The 17836-nt window shown below is 65.3% G+C and carries 19 protein-coding genes; 11 read left to right on the forward strand and 8 right to left on the reverse strand.

Annotated features, from left to right (window positions below; genetic code table 11):
• Positions 1-76: 76 nt before the first annotated feature.
• From K2Y42_RS15415 to K2Y42_RS15435, 5 genes are read right to left on the reverse strand one after another with little or no spacing between them, the layout of a single operon-like run.
• Positions 77-595 (reverse strand): disulfide bond formation protein B, encoded by a 519-nt coding sequence (locus tag K2Y42_RS15415; RefSeq protein ID WP_291154182.1) that lies wholly within the window; start codon positions 593-595, stop codon positions 77-79.
• A 52-nt stretch (positions 596-647) separates the two neighbouring features.
• Entirely contained in the window at positions 648-1229 is a 582-nt protein-coding gene (locus K2Y42_RS15420) for a YqaA family protein (RefSeq protein WP_291154183.1), read from the reverse strand.
• A 57-nt stretch (positions 1230-1286) separates the two neighbouring features.
• The gene (gene hemW / locus K2Y42_RS15425; protein WP_291154184.1) at positions 1287-2654 is read right to left on the reverse strand and encodes a radical SAM family heme chaperone HemW; all 1368 of its coding nucleotides are present in this window, start codon (positions 2652-2654) and stop codon (positions 1287-1289) included.
• 26 nt (positions 2655-2680) lie between these two features.
• Entirely contained in the window at positions 2681-3559 is an 879-nt protein-coding gene (locus tag K2Y42_RS15430; protein WP_291154185.1) for a non-canonical purine NTP pyrophosphatase, read from the reverse strand.
• Positions 3556-3966 (reverse strand): VOC family protein, encoded by a 411-nt coding sequence (locus tag K2Y42_RS15435; RefSeq protein WP_291154187.1) that lies wholly within the window; start codon positions 3964-3966, stop codon positions 3556-3558. Before K2Y42_RS15435 ends, K2Y42_RS15430 begins: the two co-directional genes overlap by 4 nt.
• Before the next feature lie 103 nt (positions 3967-4069).
• Between K2Y42_RS15435 and K2Y42_RS15440 the strand changes: the two genes are divergently transcribed.
• Positions 4070-5062 (forward strand): alpha/beta fold hydrolase, encoded by a 993-nt coding sequence (locus K2Y42_RS15440; protein ID WP_291154189.1) that lies wholly within the window; start codon positions 4070-4072, stop codon positions 5060-5062.
• Here the strand turns inward: K2Y42_RS15440 and K2Y42_RS15445 are convergent.
• Together K2Y42_RS15445 and rph are read right to left on the reverse strand one after the other, a co-directional pair.
• Positions 5055-5483 (reverse strand): DUF1772 domain-containing protein, encoded by a 429-nt coding sequence (locus K2Y42_RS15445; RefSeq protein ID WP_291154190.1) that lies wholly within the window; start codon positions 5481-5483, stop codon positions 5055-5057. The two genes, K2Y42_RS15440 and K2Y42_RS15445, sit on opposite strands and share 8 nt — an antisense overlap.
• A 91-nt stretch (positions 5484-5574) precedes the next feature.
• The gene (rph, locus tag K2Y42_RS15450; protein ID WP_291154191.1) at positions 5575-6288 is read right to left on the reverse strand and encodes a ribonuclease PH; all 714 of its coding nucleotides are present in this window, start codon (positions 6286-6288) and stop codon (positions 5575-5577) included.
• A 285-nt stretch (positions 6289-6573) separates the two neighbouring features.
• Between rph and hrcA the strand changes: the two genes are divergently transcribed.
• The 10 genes from hrcA to K2Y42_RS15500 all read left to right on the forward strand — a co-directional run bounded on the left by hrcA (position 6574) and on the right by K2Y42_RS15500 (position 17150).
• Entirely contained in the window at positions 6574-7632 is a 1059-nt protein-coding gene (hrcA, locus tag K2Y42_RS15455) for a heat-inducible transcriptional repressor HrcA (protein WP_291154193.1), read from the forward strand.
• A gap of 99 nt (positions 7633-7731) precedes the next feature.
• Entirely contained in the window at positions 7732-8397 is a 666-nt protein-coding gene (grpE, locus tag K2Y42_RS15460; RefSeq protein WP_291154195.1) for a nucleotide exchange factor GrpE, read from the forward strand.
• Positions 8398-8705: 308 nt separating this feature from the next.
• Positions 8706-10622, forward strand: coding sequence for a molecular chaperone DnaK (gene dnaK / locus K2Y42_RS15465; protein WP_291154196.1), 1917 nt, complete (start codon positions 8706-8708; stop codon positions 10620-10622).
• A gap of 394 nt (positions 10623-11016) precedes the next feature.
• A complete protein-coding gene (gene dnaJ / locus K2Y42_RS15470; RefSeq protein ID WP_291154197.1) occupies positions 11017-12180 on the forward strand; it encodes a molecular chaperone DnaJ in 1164 nt (387 codons plus the stop codon).
• Positions 12181-12211: 31 nt separating this feature from the next.
• Complete coding sequence (locus K2Y42_RS15475) at positions 12212-12805, forward strand: NAD(P)H-dependent oxidoreductase (protein ID WP_291154199.1); 594 nt, start codon at positions 12212-12214, stop codon at positions 12803-12805.
• 38 nt (positions 12806-12843) lie between these two features.
• Complete coding sequence (pyrF, locus tag K2Y42_RS15480) at positions 12844-13581, forward strand: orotidine-5'-phosphate decarboxylase (protein WP_291154200.1); 738 nt, start codon at positions 12844-12846, stop codon at positions 13579-13581.
• A 28-nt stretch (positions 13582-13609) separates the two neighbouring features.
• A complete protein-coding gene (locus K2Y42_RS15485) occupies positions 13610-13897 on the forward strand; it encodes a DUF1330 domain-containing protein (RefSeq protein WP_291154201.1) in 288 nt (95 codons plus the stop codon).
• A 138-nt stretch (positions 13898-14035) separates the two neighbouring features.
• The gene (locus K2Y42_RS15490; protein ID WP_291154202.1) at positions 14036-14215 is read left to right on the forward strand and encodes a hypothetical protein; all 180 of its coding nucleotides are present in this window, start codon (positions 14036-14038) and stop codon (positions 14213-14215) included.
• A gap of 130 nt (positions 14216-14345) precedes the next feature.
• Complete coding sequence (gene trmD / locus K2Y42_RS15495; RefSeq protein WP_291154807.1) at positions 14346-15071, forward strand: tRNA (guanosine(37)-N1)-methyltransferase TrmD; 726 nt, start codon at positions 14346-14348, stop codon at positions 15069-15071.
• A 180-nt stretch (positions 15072-15251) separates the two neighbouring features.
• The gene (locus K2Y42_RS15500; protein ID WP_291154203.1) at positions 15252-17150 is read left to right on the forward strand and encodes a monovalent cation:proton antiporter-2 (CPA2) family protein; all 1899 of its coding nucleotides are present in this window, start codon (positions 15252-15254) and stop codon (positions 17148-17150) included.
• Here K2Y42_RS15500 and K2Y42_RS15505 read toward each other — a convergent pair.
• Positions 17138-17833: a TetR/AcrR family transcriptional regulator gene (locus K2Y42_RS15505; protein ID WP_291154814.1), complete on the reverse strand. Its 696-nt coding sequence runs from the start codon at positions 17831-17833 to the stop codon at positions 17138-17140. The genes K2Y42_RS15500 and K2Y42_RS15505 overlap by 13 nt on opposite strands.
• Between the last annotated feature and the right edge of the window lie 3 nt (positions 17834-17836).

Raw genomic sequence — 17836 nt, forward strand, 5'->3', positions numbered from 1 at the left:
CGTTGTGCTTTCTAGGGCACGTGAGTGCGCAAAGCGTTGGAGAGGCGCCGATTTCCCGGTGCCCAGCGTTCAGGTGTCAGTCGCCGGTCGAGGCGGACTGAATGGCGGCCTTGGCGGTCAGCGCGAAAATGACGAGCGAGGCGATGACGTTCCAGCCGGCCATCGAGAGGCCCGCGAACGTCCACGCGGCCTCGTCGCAGCGCACGACGCGCGTCTGCTGGAGGCCGCTCAGGAGGTCGGAGGCCGAGGTCGGGAGGGCCTGCGCCGCGCCGCACGTGTCGGGACCGGGCCAGAACTTCCATTCGGCGCCCGCGTGATAGACGCCGAGCCCGGCATTGCCGAGGAAGGCGAGGGCTACGAGGAAAAAGAGGAGCGCGGCGATGCGTGGCATCTCCGAGACCAGCGCCATGGCGACGAACAGGAGCGGGATGGCGGCGTAGTAGGCATAGCGCTGCATGAGGCAGAGCGGGCAGGGCGCGTATCCGCCGAGGTGCTCGAACGCGAGGGCCGTCAGAATGACGCCGGCGGCGAGGAAGAGGGCCAGTCCACCGGCGCGGTAGGCTGCGCCCCGTTCGGGAGTTTCGGACGTCAGCATGACTGTTACGCTCCTCGTGTCCGCGCCGGATCGTGCGCGACCGCTACCGCGGCTAGAACAGGTATTTCACGGCGACGAAGCCCAGCACCAGCACGACCACGAACACGGTGGTCACGAGGGTCAGGCGCTTCTCGATAAACTCGCGGATCGGCTCGCCGAAGAAGTAGAGCAGGCCGGCTACGAGGTAGAACCGCATGGCGCGCGCGACGACGCTTGCCGCCATGAACTCCAGGAACGGCATGTGGGTGACGCCCGCGGTGATCGTCAGCACCTTATAGGGAAAGGGCGTCATGCCCTTGATGATGAGGATCCAGACGCCCCACTCGTTGAACCAGCTCGCGAACTCTCCGAAGCTTCCGGACTTGCCGTAGAAGTCGAGAATGGGCCGGCCAATCTGCTCGAAGAAGAAGTAGCCGATGGCATAGCCCGCCGCGCCGCCCAGCACGGAGCCGATGGTCGCAACCGTGGCATACCACCAGGCCTTGAGCCGGTTGGCGATCACCATCGGCACCAGCATGACGTCCGGCGGAATGGGGAAGAACGAGCTTTCGATGAACGAGACCGCAAACAGCGCATGCGGAGCGCGATCGCTGCGCGCGAGGTTCATCATCCAATCGTACAGCCGCCGCATCATGAGTTTGAACTCTCCGGAAAAAGCGCTCTCGTGATTAGTGGGCGCGGGCGCGGTTGTCTATCGCGGCGAGGCTCGATCGGCCGGCACGAAGCTCGCGGAAAGCTCCAGCACGAGGCGATTGAGAATGAAGCGCCCCTCGGTGGTTGCCCGGATGCGCCCGAGGGAAGGGCGGTGCCGGGCCGGGACGGGTGAAGCCGGGGAGAGCCCGGGGCCGACGCAGGCCCGGATTTCGTCCCATGGTTCCGGAGAGGGCTCGGGTTCCGGAGAGAGATCAACTCCGCCGGTTGCCTGAGTGGCGTGCTCGATCAGGCCCTGGGCCGCCAGATCGGCCAGTTTCGCGGCGCTGGGCGTGAGCCCGCCGACGGCCGCGAGGCGGTCGAGGTCGACGCCTTCGCCGAGCCGCAGGCCCATCAGCAGCATTTCGTCGGCGCGGGCGGCCGGTGTGAGGTCTTCTGTGTCGACAATGCCGTGGCCGTGCTGCTCGACGCTCGCGAGCCAGCGTTCGGGACTGCGCTCGGTCTGGGTCGCGAGGTGAGCCGCGCTCGTTTCGATGCGTCCGTGCGCGCCGGGGCCGACGCCGGCATACGCGCCATAGCGCCAATAGAGCAGATTGTGACGGCTCTCCTCGCCGGGCCGGGCGTGGTTCGAGATTTCGTACTGCGCGAGGCCGGCTGACTGCGTCAGCTCCTGCGTCAGCTCGTAGAGGTCGTGAGCGGCTTCCGCGGCGGGGATGACGAGGCGGCCCTTGGCGTAGAGATCGGCAAAGCGCGTCTCGGGTTCGATGGTGAGCTGGTAGAGCGACAGGTGCCCGGCGGCCATGGCGATGGCTTCCGTCAGCTCCTCGCGCCAGCCATCGAGGGTCTGCTCGGGGCGCGCGTAGATGAGATCGAACGAGACGCGATCGAAGGTGCGCGTGGCGATGCCGATGGCGGCCTTGGCCTCTTCGACGGAGTGAATGCGGCCAAGGCGCTTCAGGTCCGCGTCGCGCAGCGATTGCACGCCGATGGAGACGCGATTGACGCCGGCCGTGCGGTAGCCGGCGAAGCGGGCGGCTTCGACGCTGCCGGGATTGGCTTCGAGCGTAATTTCGGCGTTGGGATCGACTGGCCAGAGTGCTGCGATGTGGTCGAGGATCGCGCCGACCGTTTCCGGCTTCATGAGCGACGGCGTGCCGCCACCGAAGAAGATGGACGAGACGGTTCGGGCACGCTTGTCGCCGATCAGCGCGGCGACGTGGTCCAGCTCGCGTTTGTAAGCGGCGAGGTAGCGCGGCTCATCCCAGCCGCCGAAGCGCACGTGGCTGTTGAAGTCGCAATAGGGGCACTTCTGCGCGCAGAAAGGCCAATGGATGTAGACGCCGAAACCGGGGTCGCCCGGCGTGACGGCGCGCGCGTTCCCAGCGGCCCGCACGGGCCTTGCATGCATCTTGGCTGTCGCGGGCGAGGGGCCGCTCATCGGCTGGCTGCGAGAAGCGTTCGCGCCAGCGTGCGCCAGCGCGGCTCGGAGTCAGATGCGTCCGTAGTCGCTGCCGCGCGTTCCAGCGCGACGAGGAAGGCCGACAGGTCGGCTGCTTTCCAGGATAGCCGGTTGGCCGCGTAGTCCTCGCGCAGGCTGGCGATGAACTTCGCCAGCTCGGCCTGGGTGGACAGATTGCGCGATGCTGCGTCGAGGGCTTCGAGATCGCGCCCGGATTTCGCGTTTGGCGCCCGCGTTTTTACGTGATCGAGGCAGTCGCGCTTGAACGCCTCGAAAGCGCGCGTGCGATGCGAGATGGCGTATTTGGCCTCCGGCGGCATCTCGCCGAACGTGCGCGTGTCGCCGTCGGGCGAGAACATCGGATCGTAGCCGAAGCCGTTTCCGCCGCGGGGTGGCCAGTGCAGCGTGCCGTAGACGCGGCCTTCGAAAATGCGGTGTTCGCCGGTCGGCCAGGCGAGGCACAGGACGGAAATGAAGTTGGCGCGCGGCGGCGTGCCCTCCCAGGCGCGTTTTTCCTCCAGAGCGTCGTGGACGCGCTGCATGGCGAGGCCGAAGTCCTTGCCCGGGCCCGCCCAGCGGGCCGAATAGATGCCCGGATCGCCGCCGATGGCGTCGACCTCGAGGCCGGAGTCGTCGGCGAGCGCGGGCAGGCCCGAGCCGGTGGCCGCGGCCAGTGCCTTGAGGCGCGCGTTGCCGTCGAAGGTCGGCTCGGTCTCGTCGGGTTCGGGCAGGCCGAGATCGCCAGCCGAGACGGCGTCGAAGCCGTAGGGCGCGATCAGCTCCTTGATCTCCCAGACCTTGCCCGGATTGTGGCTCGCGACGACCAACCGGCTCCCCGGCTCAAGCTGCTTCATGCGTGAAATCCCCAAATGCGTGGCTCGGCGAACTCGACGGAGTTGCCCGCTGGATCGCGGATATAAATGGAGCGGCCGCCTCCCGGCCACTCGAAATCGGCTTCGATCGCAATGCCGAGGCTGGCGAACACGGCTCGCCAGCCGTCCAGCTCGGGGGCGGTCGCGGCAAAGCAGACGTGGCCCTCGCCGGTCGCCCCATGCGCGGGGACCGGGAGCGTGCCTTTGGACGGCGTTCGCGTCACGTCGGGATTGAAGATCAGAAGCATCTGGCTTTCGAGCTTGTAGAAGACGTGGCGGTTCTCGGCCTTGGCGTGCAGGCGCAGACCTAGCACACGCCCATAGAAGTCTTCGGCGGCAGCAAGGTCGCGGGCGTAAAGCACAGTTTCGAGGATCGATGGCGTGGGCATGTCGCGAGCCTATAATCTTTGTCGCATCAGGCGAACCTTCTACTCCATGCTAGGCTCGCCGCCGTCTGGCTCCCCACCGGCGGGTTAACTCTGACGTCTTGGCATGCCCAAATATCTTCTCTCCGGCCTTCTTCTGTCATTGCTGTTGGCCATCCCCGCCCTCGTCGTCGCGAAGGCACCCGGAGAGGGTGCCGTCGCGGGCGCGCCAATCCAAGTCGAGCGGTTCGAGATCGCTTCTCCCAACTTCGGGTCTCCCGTTCCGGTCGTCGCCCTCGTGCCTGTGGGGGGCGCTCCTCCCGGCGGTTGGCCGCTCGTTGTGCTGCTGCACGGCTTTGGAGGAAGCGAGAACGACTGGACGGCGCTTGGCAGCGCCGACAAAGCCTACGCTTCTCTTCTGGCTGCAAAGGTGGTGCGTCCGGCGGTAATTGTCATGCCGGGCATGGGAAACAACTGGTACGTCGATTCCGCGCAGCCAAACGGCATCAAGGCCGAGAGCGCCTTGATGGACGATGTGTTGCCGTTCGTGCGGCAGAAGTTCGGGGTCTCCCGAGATGCGCGCGACGTCTCGATCATCGGCAATTCGATGGGAGGTTACGGCGCCCTTCGCTTTGCTCTCAAATATCCTGACGTGTTCGGATGCGTCGCCGCGCTTTCCCCGGCCATCTGGCAAAACGTGCCCGCGGACCAACTCGGTCTGCCGCCCGATCAGATCAACCTTCTGATCGAGTCGAGCTACTTTCATACCGGCGTGGACGGGAGCGTCACGGAAGGCATCGTGCTTCCAAATCCCGGCCCTCATTTCAACAGTGCGTTCGGAGAGCCGTTCGATCCGAGACGCTTCAACGCGCTCAATCCGCTCACGCTGCTCGAGAAGCGCATCGCAGACGGCGCGCCTCTGCCGCAGATCTATGTGAGCGTCGCGAGCGACGACAGCCATCTGTTGTGGCGCGGCGCGTTTTCGCTGTTCGCAACGATGAAAGCCGGGAATCGCCCGATGTCGTTTCACGTCACCAGCGGCGATCACACTTGGGATGTGTGGCGGGAGGCGCTTCCGGATGCCCTGAAGTTCGCCATCCCGTTTCGGCAGCCTAGCTGAGCGCCCACAGGAAGATCGCGGTGGCCAGGGCGCCGAGGGCGGTTCGCACCGCGTGCAGGCCGCCCCATTTCTGGATGAGCGCGCGGGTAGCCGGGCCGGCCGCATCGGGCGGCGTCGCGTTCAATTGGGCGTTGGTGGGCATGATGACCAGCATCGTGAACGGCCAGTTGGCGAGCATCGCGAGCCCGCCCGCAAGCCACGCCACATTGCCGGATGTCCACCACGTCGCGGCGCCAAGAACGAAGCCCAGAACTGCGAGCGAGGCCTGCATGGTGTAGCCGCGCTGGTAGCTCGGCTTCCATTGCGCCAGCAGGGCGCGGTCATCGAGCAGCAGGCGGGCCGGCTGTTCGGCGAAGTTGATGTAAAAAGCCGCGCCGGTGAACAGCGCGGCGACCGTGAGAGCCAGGTGGGCGGTGAGCATGGTCGTGCTCCGTGTTAGGCAGCCGGCAATCGGCAACGGGCAACAGTGCTTTGCACCAGAAGTGCTTTCGACATGCTGGCTGCTGGCTCCCTTAGGCAACCGTCAGCTTCTGCAGTTCCACCAGCTCGGCGATGCCCTTGCGGGCCAGGCCCATGAGCTGGTCGAAGCTTTCCTGGCTGAAGGCGGTGGTTTCCGCCGTGCCCTGGATTTCGACGATGCCGCCCGCGCCCGTCATGACGAAGTTGGAATCCGCGTCCGCAGCCGAATCCTCGAGGTAGTCGAGGTCGAGCACGGCAGTGCCCTTGTAGAGCCCGCAGGAGACGGCGGCGACGTGATCGCGCAGCACGCCATCCTTCACCATGTCGCGCAGCTTCATCCACTGGATGCAGTCGTAGAGCGCAACCCAGGCGCCGGTGATGGCAGCCGTGCGCGTTCCGCCGTCCGCCTGGATGACGTCGCAGTCGATCGAGATCTGGCGTTCGCCGAGCTTTGGCAGGTCGACGACGGCGCGGAGCGCGCGGCCGATCAGGCGCTGGATTTCCTGCGTGCGGCCGGACTGGTTGCCGACGGCAGCCTCGCGGCGCGTGCGCTCGCTCGTGGCGCGCGGCAGCATGCCGTATTCGGCCGTCACCCAGCCGCGGCCCTGGCCCTTGAGCCACGGCGGAATGCGCTCTTCGAGGCTCGCCGTGCACAGCACGTGCGTGTTGCCGAATTTGATGAAGCAGGAGCCTTCCGCGTGCATGGAGACCGCGCGCTCGAGGGAGACGCGGCGAAGCTCGCCTGGCTGGCGCTTTGAAGGACGCATGTCGGCCCGATGTATCTCTTGATGAATGGCAGGGAAAATCCGGGATCGAGAGCCTTAAGAGGTGTCTTGCCCAGATTTCCGGCGACCCTAAGGGAGGGACCAGTCCGGATCAACCGCAAACGACGTCCGCGGAGCCCGGCCCTTGGGCCGTTAACAGGGAGCGCGCGGCTAGACCGGGGTCTTGCATTGACGAGCCGGTTCGCCATTTCCTAGGGTCTTTCACGGCGCGTCCCTCCAAGGCATTCGGCCTTCAGGCATTCGGCGCCGCAGGGTCCCGGAAACGCGATGTCCGAATACCAGTCCGCCATCAGCAAGCTCAACGACCGCTCGCGCGCCATTCTGCGCGAGATCGTCGACAGTTACATTGCGACCGGCGAGCCCGTCGGCTCGCGCAACCTGGCGCGCGTTCTGCCGATGGCGCTGTCGCCGGCCTCGATCCGCAACGTCATGAGCGATCTGGAGTACGCGGGCCTCATCTACGCGCCGCACACATCGGCCGGGCGGCTGCCGACGCAGTCCGGCCTCAGGCTGTTCGTCGACGGACTTCTCGAGGTCGGCAATCTCAGCGCTGAAGAGCGCGGCAAGCTCGAAGCCCAGATCGCGGTTCGGCGGTCCAAGCCGCTCGACCAGGTGCTGACGGAAGCCGGCGAGATGATCTCGGGGCTCTCGCACTGCGCGGGCGTCGTGCTGACCGAAAAGCAGGTGGCGCGCCTCAAGCACGTTGAGTTCGTCATGATCGAGCCGACGCGCGCGCTCGTCGTGCTGGTGGACGAGGACCGGAATGTCGAGAACAGGTTGATCGATGTCCCGGCAGGTCTGCCGCCGTCGGCGCTGATCGAAGCGGCCAACTACCTCAACGCGCATATCCGCGGGCTCACGATCGCGGAAGCGCGCTCGTCGATCGATGCGGAGCTCGCCAAATCGCGCGCGGAGCTCGACCAGCTCACGCAGAAGGTGATCAAGGCCGGGCTCGCGGAGTGGTCCGGCGTGCACGACGACCGCAAGAGCCTGATCGTGCGCGGTCAGGCCAATCTCTTGAAGGATCTCACGGCAATCGAGGATCTCGAGCGGATCCGTCAGTTGTTCGACGATCTCGAAACCAAGCGCGATTTGTCGCAAATCCTGGGGCTCGCGGATCAGGCGGATGGCGTGCGCATTTTTATCGGGTCGGAGAACAAGCTGTTTTCGCTCTCCGGCTCGTCGCTGATCGTGGCTCCGTTCCGCGACGGAGAACGTAAAGTTGTCGGCGTGCTTGGGGTCATCGGTCCCACCCGCCTCAACTATGCGCGAATCATTCCGATGGTTGACTACACGGCGCGGCTCGTTAGCCGTGTGTTGACTTGATTTTTCCGGGCTTACGGCCGATATCGGGCCAAGCGCTGACGGCGCATGGCCGTCGACCTGCCCCGCATATCTTTGACGACAGCCCGATCCGGAGAAGTCATGGCCGACGAGACACCGAAACCCGATGCGCCCGGTGGAGTACCGGGAGGGGATCTCCCGCCCGAGGCTGCGGGGCGGCCGGATGCCGCGGATGAGGCGCTGCGCCTTGCGGCCGAGGTTGACACGCTCCAGGGCCAGATCGCGGACCTGACCGATCGCCTGCTGCGGGCGCACGCGGAAATGGACAACATTCGCAAGAGGGCTGAGCGCGACCGCGAGGACACCGCGAAGTACGCCATCAGCAAGTTCGCGCGCGACGTTGTCGCCGTGGCCGACAATTTCGAGCGGGCCGTGCAAGCTGTGCCGGCGGGTGCGGCCGAGCAGGATGCCTCGTTCAAGGCCCTCGTCGAGGGCGTGACCATGACCGAGCGCGAACTCATCAACGTATTCGAGCGGCACGGCGTGCGCCGGATCAATCCGCGCGGCGAGGCCTTCAACCCCCATCAGCACCAGGCGATGATGGAGATGGAGAATGCCAACGTGCCCCCTGGCACGGTGCTGGAAGTCTATCAGCCGGGCTACGTCATCGAAGATCGCGTGCTGAGGCCCGCGATGGTGGTCGTTTCGAAGGGAGGGGCAAAAACTTCCCGCCCGGCAGCCGGCGAAGCATCGGCCACGGCCGGGGAGGCCCCGGCGGGGTCTGGCGGCCCGGAAAGTAACCCTTAATCAACCGTCCGCGGGGTTTGTCTGGCGGGCGCCGATCAGACTTGAACTCCTTTGGAAGGATCGGCCTTCAAAAGTCTTGCATCGGGCGGCGTTCAAAGTGGTAAAGCAACTGATCCAAAATTGATGCTGCGGCCGCGCGGCGCGCCCGTTGCGCCCCGAAAAGCACACACTATATACATCGCGCAACACCAACAGTGCTCCCAGGAGACCGTCTCCACGCCTCCCGTCCGGAGGCTCAAAGGACATTACCGGACGCCGGCCTTTCAGGGTCCGGACGGTCTGCCGCAACGAAGAGGAAATTCGGATACATGGCAAAAGTAATCGGTATCGACCTCGGCACCACGAACTCGTGCGTTGCCGTCATGGAAGGGGGCAAGCCCCGGGTTCTGGAAAATGCCGAGGGTGCCAACACCACGCCGTCGATCGTCGCGTTCGCGGATGATGGCGAGCGGCTCATCGGTCTGCCGGCTAAGCGCCAGGCGGTGACCAACCCGACCAACACGTTCTTCGCCATCAAGCGCCTCATCGGACGGCGCTACGAGGATCCGCTGGTCGAGAAGGACAAGAAGCTCGTTCCCTACAAGATCGTCAAAGGCCCGACGGGCGACGCCTGGGTCGAGGCGAACGGCAAGGCGTATTCGCCGCAGGAAGTCTCCGCTTTCATTCTGCAGAAGATGAAAGAGACGGCGGAAGCCAAGCTTGGCGAGCCGGTCACGCAGGCGGTCATCACCGTTCCCGCGTATTTCAACGACGCCCAGCGTCAGGCCACGAAGGATGCCGGCAAGATCGCCGGGCTCGAGGTGCTCCGCATCATCAACGAGCCGACGGCGGCTGCCCTTGCCTACGGTCTCGACAAGAAGAAGGAAGCCAAGACGATCGCGGTCTATGACCTCGGCGGCGGCACCTTCGATATTTCCGTGCTCGAAATCGGCGACGGCGTGTTCGAGGTGAAGAGCACGAACGGCGACACGTTCCTCGGCGGTGAAGACTTCGACATGAAGCTCGTCGGCTATCTCGCCGATGAGTTCAAGAAGGAGCAGGGCATCGACCTCCGGAACGACAAGCTCGCTCTGCAGCGCCTCAAGGAAGCTGCCGAAAAGGCGAAGATCGAACTGTCGTCGGCGTCTCAGACCGAGATCAACCTGCCGTTCATCACGGCTGACCAGTCGGGTCCGAAGCATCTCACGATGAAGCTCACGCGCGCCAAGCTCGAGAGCCTCGTCGACGATCTGATCCTGCGGACGCGCGGTCCGTGCGAACAGGCCATCAAGGATGCCGGCCTCAAGGCGGCCGATATCGACGAAGTGGTGCTGGTCGGCGGCATGACGCGCATGCCCAAGGTGCAGCAGGTCGTCAAGGAGCTGTTCGGCAAGGAGCCCCACAAGGGCGTCAACCCGGACGAAGTGGTGGCTGTCGGTGCGGCGATCCAGGGCGGCGTCCTCAAGGGCGAAGTCAAGGACGTGCTGCTGCTCGACGTGACGCCGCTGTCGCTCGGCATCGAAACGCTGGGCGGCGTGTTCACGCGCCTGATCGATCGCAACACGACCATTCCGACCAAGAAGAGCCAGGTGTTCTCGACGGCGGAAGACGGCCAGAGCGCGGTGACGATCCGCGTCAGCCAGGGCGAGCGCGAGATGGCGGCTGATAACAAGCTGCTCGGTCAGTTCGATCTCGTCGGGCTGCCTCCGGCGCCGCGTGGCGTGCCGCAGGTCGAGGTCACGTTCGACATCGACGCCAACGGCATCGTGCACGTCTCGGCCAAGGACAAGGCGACGGCCAAGGAGCAGTCGATCCGCATCCAGGCGTCGGGCGGTCTGTCCGATGCCGACATCGATCGCATGGTCAAGGAAGCCGAGGCACACGCTGGCGAAGACAAGAAGAAGCGTGAGCTGGTGGAAGCCAAGAACCAGGCGGAAGCCCTGATCCACTCGACGCAGAAGGAGCTGGTCGACAACGGCTCCAACGCGGCAGTCGCGGCGGTGAAGGACGACGTCGAGAAGGCCGTCGAAGCCACCAAGGAAGCGATCGCCTCGGAAGATGCCGAGAAGATCAAGGCTGCCACCATGGCGCTGGCGCAGGTCGCGATGAAGATCGGCGAGGCTGTCTACGGCGCCAAGGGTGCCGAGGGCGGCGCGGCCGGCGAGCCGAACGAAGCGAACGGCGACGACACGATCGTCGATGCGGACTTCGAAGAGGTCAAGGACGACAAGAAGAAGGCCGGCTAAGCGAGGCCGTCCGGCAGACGGGAGCAGTGCTCTCTCCATGCCGGGCGAACTCTTGAAGCCCGTGCTGCGGCGCCGAGGGCGCCGCAGCGCCGTTTGTCGAGAACAGTTGCGGGGCCCTTGTGCGTCATCTCCGGTTGCCGCTTCGGGCCTTTGCCACACCTAAAGCCGGGCGGCCGGTCCGCGAGGCTTGTTCAATTCGCCAAAGATTGCCACTTTGCTCACGGCGCCTATCTTCCGCGCGCGGCCTATCGGCCGCATGATGCGGGGGTGGGTCTGGTGGATGGGGCGTGGGGCGTCTATTTCTCGGCAGGACCGGTGACCGGGTGCTCAGTCTCAAGACAATGACCGCCTACGACCGCGGAAGCGGGTCCCGATGAGTGAAACGAGAGCTTCGATGGCCAAGCGCGACTACTACGAACTTCTGGGGGTGCAGCGCACAGCAACCGATCAGGACCTGAAGTCGGCCTTTCGCCGACTGGCCAAGGAATGCCATCCCGATCGCAATCCCGGTGACACGGCTGCCGAGCAAAACTTCAAGGATCTCAACGAAGCCTATGAGGCGTTGAAGGATCCGCAGAAGCGGGCGGCCTACGACAAATTCGGCCATGCCGCCTTCGACCAGAGCATGGGACGCCATCCCGGGGGGGGCTTCGGTCCCGATTTCGCGTCATCGATGTCCGACATCTTCGAAGACCTGTTCGGCGAGTTCATGGGCGGACGCCGTGGCGGTGGAGGCGGAGCAGCCGGGCCGCGCGGTCGCAACTCCCGCGAGCGCGGGGCGGACCTGCGCTACAACATGGAGATCACGCTCGAGGAGGCGTTCGCGGGCAAGGCGGCGGAAGTGCGCGTGCCGACGAGCGTCGCATGTGAAACATGCACCGGCACAGGCGCTAAGCCCGGCACGAAGCCGACGCAGTGCCCGACCTGCGGGGGCATGGGCAAGGTGCGCGCGAGCCAGGGCTTTTTCACCATCGAGCGGACCTGCCCGACCTGCATGGGGCGTGGCGAGGTGATCGACGATCCCTGTACGGCGTGCTCGGGCGCCGGGCGCCAGATGCGCGAGCGGACGCTGCAGATCAACATTCCCGCCGGTGTCGAAGACGGCACGAAGGTGCGTCTCGTCGGCGACGGCGAGGCCGGGTTGCGGGGCGGCCCGCCGGGCGACCTCTACATCTTCCTGTCGCTTAAGCCGCATTCCTTCTTCCAGCGCGACGGTGCCGACATTTTCTGCAAGGTTCCGATTGCGATGACGACGGCCGCGCTCGGCGGGCAGATCGAGGTTCCGAGCCTCGACGGTACGGCGAGCCGGGTCAAGGTTCCGGAAGGGACGCCCAGCGGAAAACAGTTCCGTCTCAAGGGTAAGGGCATGCCGGTGCTGCGCTCCAAGGTGGTGGGCGATCTCTTCATCCAGGTCGATGTCGAGACGCCGAAAAACCTGACGCGCCGGCAGCGGGAGCTGCTCGAAGAGTTCGAAGGCGAAAGCCACAAGGGAACAAGTCCGGAAAGCGCGGGTTTCTTCGCGCGCGTGAAGGATTTCTTCGAGGGGAAGGGGGGCTGAGGCTCTCCCTGCGTCATCAACGGGAGCAAGCATGAGCCTGTCGTCGACCAAACTGCTCTTTTTCGCCGGCAGCGCGAGAGAGGCGTCGTTCAACAAGCGCGTTGCGCGTCTCGGTGCGCAGATCGCGGAGGCGAACGGGCTCGCTGCGACCTTCGCGGATCTCGGCGACTATCCGATGCCGCTCTACGACGCGGACCTGCAGGCGCTCGAGGGTATCCCTGAGAACGCGCTCAAGTTCGAAGCGCTGATGAAGGTGCACACGGGCATTTTCATCGCCTCGCCCGAGTACAATGCCTCCATCACGCCGCTGCTCAAGAACACGCTCGACTGGGTGAGCCGAGTGCGCATCGAGGGTGAGGAGCCGTTGGCGGTGTTCAAGTCTCGGGTGTTTGCGCTGGGGTCCGCTTCGCCCGGCGGCATGGGCGGATTGCGCGGCGTGAACACGACGCGGACGGTGCTCGAGCTCGGGCTTGGCGCACTGGTGCTGCCGGATCAGTTCGCGGTGCCGAAAGCCGGTGAGGCATTCGAGGCCAACGGGCACCTCAAAAACCGCGATCAGCAGGAAAATTTCAAGGCACTGATCGTCAAGCTCGCGCGCGCGGCGCATGTGCTACACGGACCCTGATCCGTGCCGGCCCTCACGAACATCGGGATACTTGCGCCATGACCAGTTCCGCAGCCCGCGATCATCTGATCGTTGCGCTCGACATGCCGACCGTCGAGGAGGCGCGCCGGCTGGTCGCCGAGCTCGGCGATACGGTTTCGTTCTACAAGGTCGGTCTTGAGCTGCTGTTTGCGGGCGGGCTCGATCTCGCGCGCGATCTCAAGCGCCAGAACAAGAACGTGTTTCTCGACATGAAGCTCCTGGACATCGGCAACACCGTCGAGCGCGCGGTGGCCAATGCGACGGAGCTCGGCATCAATTTTCTCACCGTTCACGGACACGACCTCAAGACGCTCAGGGCCGCGGTGTCGGGGCGGACGGGGAGCAAGCTGAAGCTGCTCGCGGTCACGGTGATGACCAACCTCACCGCCGACGACATCCGCCAGCAGGGCTCCTCGCTTGCGCCCGCAGACCTTGCGCTGCGCCGCGCCGAACTCGCTTACGCGGCAGGCTTCGACGGCGTGATCGCGTCTGGACAGGAGGCCGCGCGCATCCGCGAGGCGACCAGCCCGAAGTTCCTGATCGTCACGCCCGGCATCCGGCTTCAGGGCAGCACGACGGATGATCAGGAGCGCGTGATGACGCCCGACAACGCTATCTCGGCCGGAGCCAACCACATCGTCGTCGGCCGGCCGATCACGCAGGCCGATGCGCCGAAGGCGGCGGCGGAGAAGTTCATCACATGCATCGACGAAGCGCTCGCCGCACACGGCAGCGGATCGCCGACGTCGCACTAACGAGCACCAAAGAAAAAAGGGAATGCCGATGGCTAAGGGTTACGTGATTGCGCACGCGGTTGTGACGGACGCCGACAAGTGGGGTCAATACGTCGCGAAGTCCAAGGTGGCGCTCGACAAGTTCGAGGGCAAGCCGGTGGTGCGCGGCGGCAAGTGCCAGATCATCGAAGGCAACGGCACGCAGCGCAACGTTGTGCTCGAGTTTCCGAGCTACGAGCACGCGATCGGCTATGCCACGAGCCCCGAGTATGCCGAGGCCAAGGCGCTGCGGGCTGGGGCAGGCACGATCGACATCACGGTTGTCGAAGGGGTCTAAGCCCTAGCTTTGCGGAACTGATTCGTAAGGCGAAAGTTGGATCGGGGATATCCTCCCGATCCGCCTTGTCAGTGGAGATATCGACGGTCAAGCTTTCATTAACCATCCGACGACTAGGCTGGTTGGGGAGGTGGATGAATGACCAAAATGTTCTACCGGCTGGAAGACTATTTCGACGTGCAAGCCCAGCAAAGACGGGGCTTTATGAAGTGGTTTGGCCGCGGATTGCGCATGCTTTTCGGGTTTGTCGGCGACCTCTCCAAGAGCCGAATCGATTCGGTCAGTGATTCGTTTCGCGACGCTGACGTCGCGCGCTAACCCGGACGAGGATGTCCGGCGGAGCGCGCCGCGGGCGAAATCGCCCCCGCGCTTGACCGCACGAGAAGCGGTTCCCAATTCGGCCTTCGTGCCGTAAATCTCCCTGCATGATCACTTGTTGGACGGCGTGATGCCCCATATCCCGACCGGCACGGGCCGCACGCCGTGGCGTGCGTCGGTGCTCACACTTTTTCCCGAGATGTTTCCGGGACCGCTCGGCGTCTCGCTTGTCGGCCAGGCGCTCGCGGCGGGGCTGTGGTCGCTCGACCTGCATCAGATTCGCGACTTCGGGATCGGCCGGCATCGGGCGGTGGACGATACGCCCGCTGGTGGAGGCGCCGGGATGGTGCTGCGCGCCGACGTGCTGGCCGCGGCCATCGATCATGCGCGTGAGGCGAGCGGCGACCTGCCGCTCTTCTATCTGTCGCCGCGGGGAGCGCCGCTCACCCAGGCGCAGGCCCGCACGTTGTCGGCCGGGCCTGGGGTCATGCTGCTGGCCGGGCGCTTCGAGGGCATCGACGAGCGGATCATCGCGGGGCGCGGCATCACCGAGATCTCCATCGGCGACTATGTGCTGTCCGGCGGGGAGCTGGCGGCCATGGTGATGATCGACGCCTGCGTGCGGCTGATCCCGGGCGTGCTCGGCGCCGAGGAGAGCCTGATGCATGAGAGCTTCGAGGACGGGCTGCTCGAATACCCCCACTACACGAAGCCGCGCGAGTGGGAGGGGCGGGCCACGCCCGACGTGCTCCTCTCCGGCGATCACAAGAAGATCGCGGAGTGGAGGAGCGAGGAAGCCCGGCGCATCACGCGCGAGCGGCGCCCGGATCTGCCCGGGTCGCGGGCGAAGCGGTAAGACTTCGCGGATCAGCATCGGCCTTGTGCTCCCGGCCTATTCGGCGAATGCGGGGTACGCGGCGCATCGTGCCAAATCCGTCCGTGCCTTGCGCGTTCGGGCTGTGCCGCTTAATCCAGGGGATGCGCTCGACACGCGCGATCGGCTTGGCTTGGTTTTTTGTTCCGGAGACGACGCTGCATGGATGCTCACACGACAGTTGTCGGTCTCGATCATGCCGTGGCCCTGCTCACCGCGAGCGTGGTGGCGGTGCCGCTGTTCCGCAAACTCGGGCTCGGCTCCGTTCTCGGCTACCTGACGGCGGGTCTCGTCGTGGGACCGTTTGGTGTCGGCCTGATCTCAGACCCCGTGTCCATCCTGCATGTGGCGGAACTCGGCGTCGTGATGTTCCTCTTCATCATCGGCCTCGAAATGAAACCCGCCAAGCTGTGGGCGCTGCGGCGCGACATCTTCGGGCTGGGGCTGGTGCAGGTGCTGACCTGCGGCGCGCTGCTGAGCGCCGTTGGGGTCTATCTCGGCGGGCTCGCCGTTCCGGTGGCCGTCATCGGTGCAATGGGCTTCGTGCTCTCGTCGACGGCGGTCATCATGACGATGCTCGACGAGCGGGGCGAGACCGCCACACCCGCCGGGCAGCGCGCAGTTTCTATCCTGCTGCTCGAAGACCTGGCGATCGTGCCGTTGCTGGCGCTGGTTGCGGTGTTCGCCGCGCTCGACGGGTCGGGGCCGAATTCGGAGCAGGCGGTGTGGGTCAGCGCGGCGATGGGCCTTGCGGCGCTGGTCGCGGTGGTTTTCGCCGGGCGCTGGCTGCTCAATCCGCTGTTTGCGCTGGTGGCGAAACTTGGCGGACGCGAGATCATGCTTGCGGCGTCGCTGATGGTGGTGCTCGGCGCGGCGCTCGTCATGCAGTGGGGCGGATTGTCGATGGCAATGGGCGCCTTTCTGGCCGGCGTGCTGCTGTCTGAATCCGCGTTCCGCCACCAGCTCGAAGCCGATATCGATCCATTCAAGGGCCTGCTGCTCGGACTGTTCTTCATCAGCGTGGGCATGTCGCTCGATCTGGCTCTGGTCGGGCGCGAATGGCTGCTCATCATCGCCGGCGTGCTTCTGTTCATGGCGACGAAGGCCGCCGGCATCTACGTCATCGCACTTCTGTTCGGCGCCAAATGGCGGGAAGCGCTGTTGCGCGCCGCATTGTTCGCGCAAGGCGGCGAGTTTGCGTTCGTGCTCTATTCCGCGGCCCTTTCGGCGGGCGTGTTCGACCAGCGCGTGGCGGCGATCATGAGCGCGATCGTCATTCTCTCGATGGCGCTGACGCCCCTCATTCTGATCGGCGTCGAGCGGCTGATGCCAAAAGACGCGGTCTCGCTCGAGGGTGTCGAGGTCGCCGAGGATCTCAAGAACCGCGTGCTCATCATCGGTTTCGGACGCTTCGGGCAGCTCGTCAGCCAGCCGCTGCTTGCCCGCGGTGTCGACGTTTCGCTGATCGAGATCGACGTGGACATGATCCGCGCCGCCGGAAACTTCGGCTTCAAGGTGTACTACGGCGACGGCACCCGCCTGGATGTGCTGCGGGCTTCGGGAGCGCAATCGGCGGAGGCCATTCTCGTTTGCATCAACAATGCGGAAGATGCGGACAAGATCGTGGAGCTCGTCAAAAGCGAGTTTCCGGTCGCCAAGCTCTACGTGCGCTCGTTCGACCGGGGGCATACGCTGCGGCTCATTGAGGCGCGGGTGGACTACCAGATCCGCGAGACGTTCGAGTCCGCGCTGGCCTTCGGCAAGGCCGTGCTGGTTGGGCTCGGGTTCGATCCCGTGGAAGCCGAGGATGCGGCCCGCGACGTGCGCAAGCGCGACGAGGACCGGCTTGCGATGCAGCTCGTGGGCGGCTTCACCGCCGGGCGCCAGCTTCTGCGCGGCAACATGACGACCCCGGAACCGGAGCCCTTCACGCCGCCCAAAACGAAGGCGAAGCCGCTCAGCGCCGACACCGCGGACGTGATGGACAAGCCATTGGCGGGCGGCAGCGCTACAACGCCTGCGGCTCCGGCTGCGCCCTCATCTCCCGATCAGGTGCCGTAGCCGGCGAGGAACAGCCTTACGGCCGAGGCAACGACCGGTTTGATCTCTTCGTCGGTGATGGGTGCGGAGATCGCGGCGTAGAGCCGTGGCCGGAAGACCGTTGTTTGCGTGAGCTCCAGGAGCTGCGCGGCGGCCAGGAACGTGTCCTCGATCTTCAGCGTGCCTTTTTCTACATGGCGGTCGAGAAGGGCGGCGACGGCCTGCGTCAGGCGCATCGGTCCCGCCGCAAAGAACTCCGTGCCGATGTCGGGCATGCGTTCGGCGACGCTGATGATGATGCGATGGGCGGCGATCACGTGCGGCTGGGTGATCCGGCGCAGCAACTCGGCGCCGAACGCATTCAGGGTTGTCTCAAGCGGGCCCGAGGCATCCAGCAACTCGATCAGCTCACCAATGTTGCGGTCGCGGCGCTCTGCGCACACGGCGGTGAACAGGTGCTCCTTGTCCTGGAAGTAGACGTAAAGGGTAGCCTTCGAGACGGCAGCCTCGCGCGCCACGTCGCTCATGCTCGCGGCATCAAAGCCCACGGTCGAGAAGACCCGGTCGCCGCCCTCGAGGATTTGCCGGCGCTTTTGAGGGTCGGTTCCGGCAGGCGGACGCCCGCCGCGGCGGGTTTCCACACCCTCGGCTTCCGCGTGAATGCCGCTATCTCTTTGATTTTTAGTATGATTGTCGACCGCCATCAA

The sequence above is a fragment of the Hyphomicrobium sp. genome (assembly GCF_019744875.1).
GTDB lineage: Bacteria > Pseudomonadota > Alphaproteobacteria > Rhizobiales > Hyphomicrobiaceae > Hyphomicrobium_C.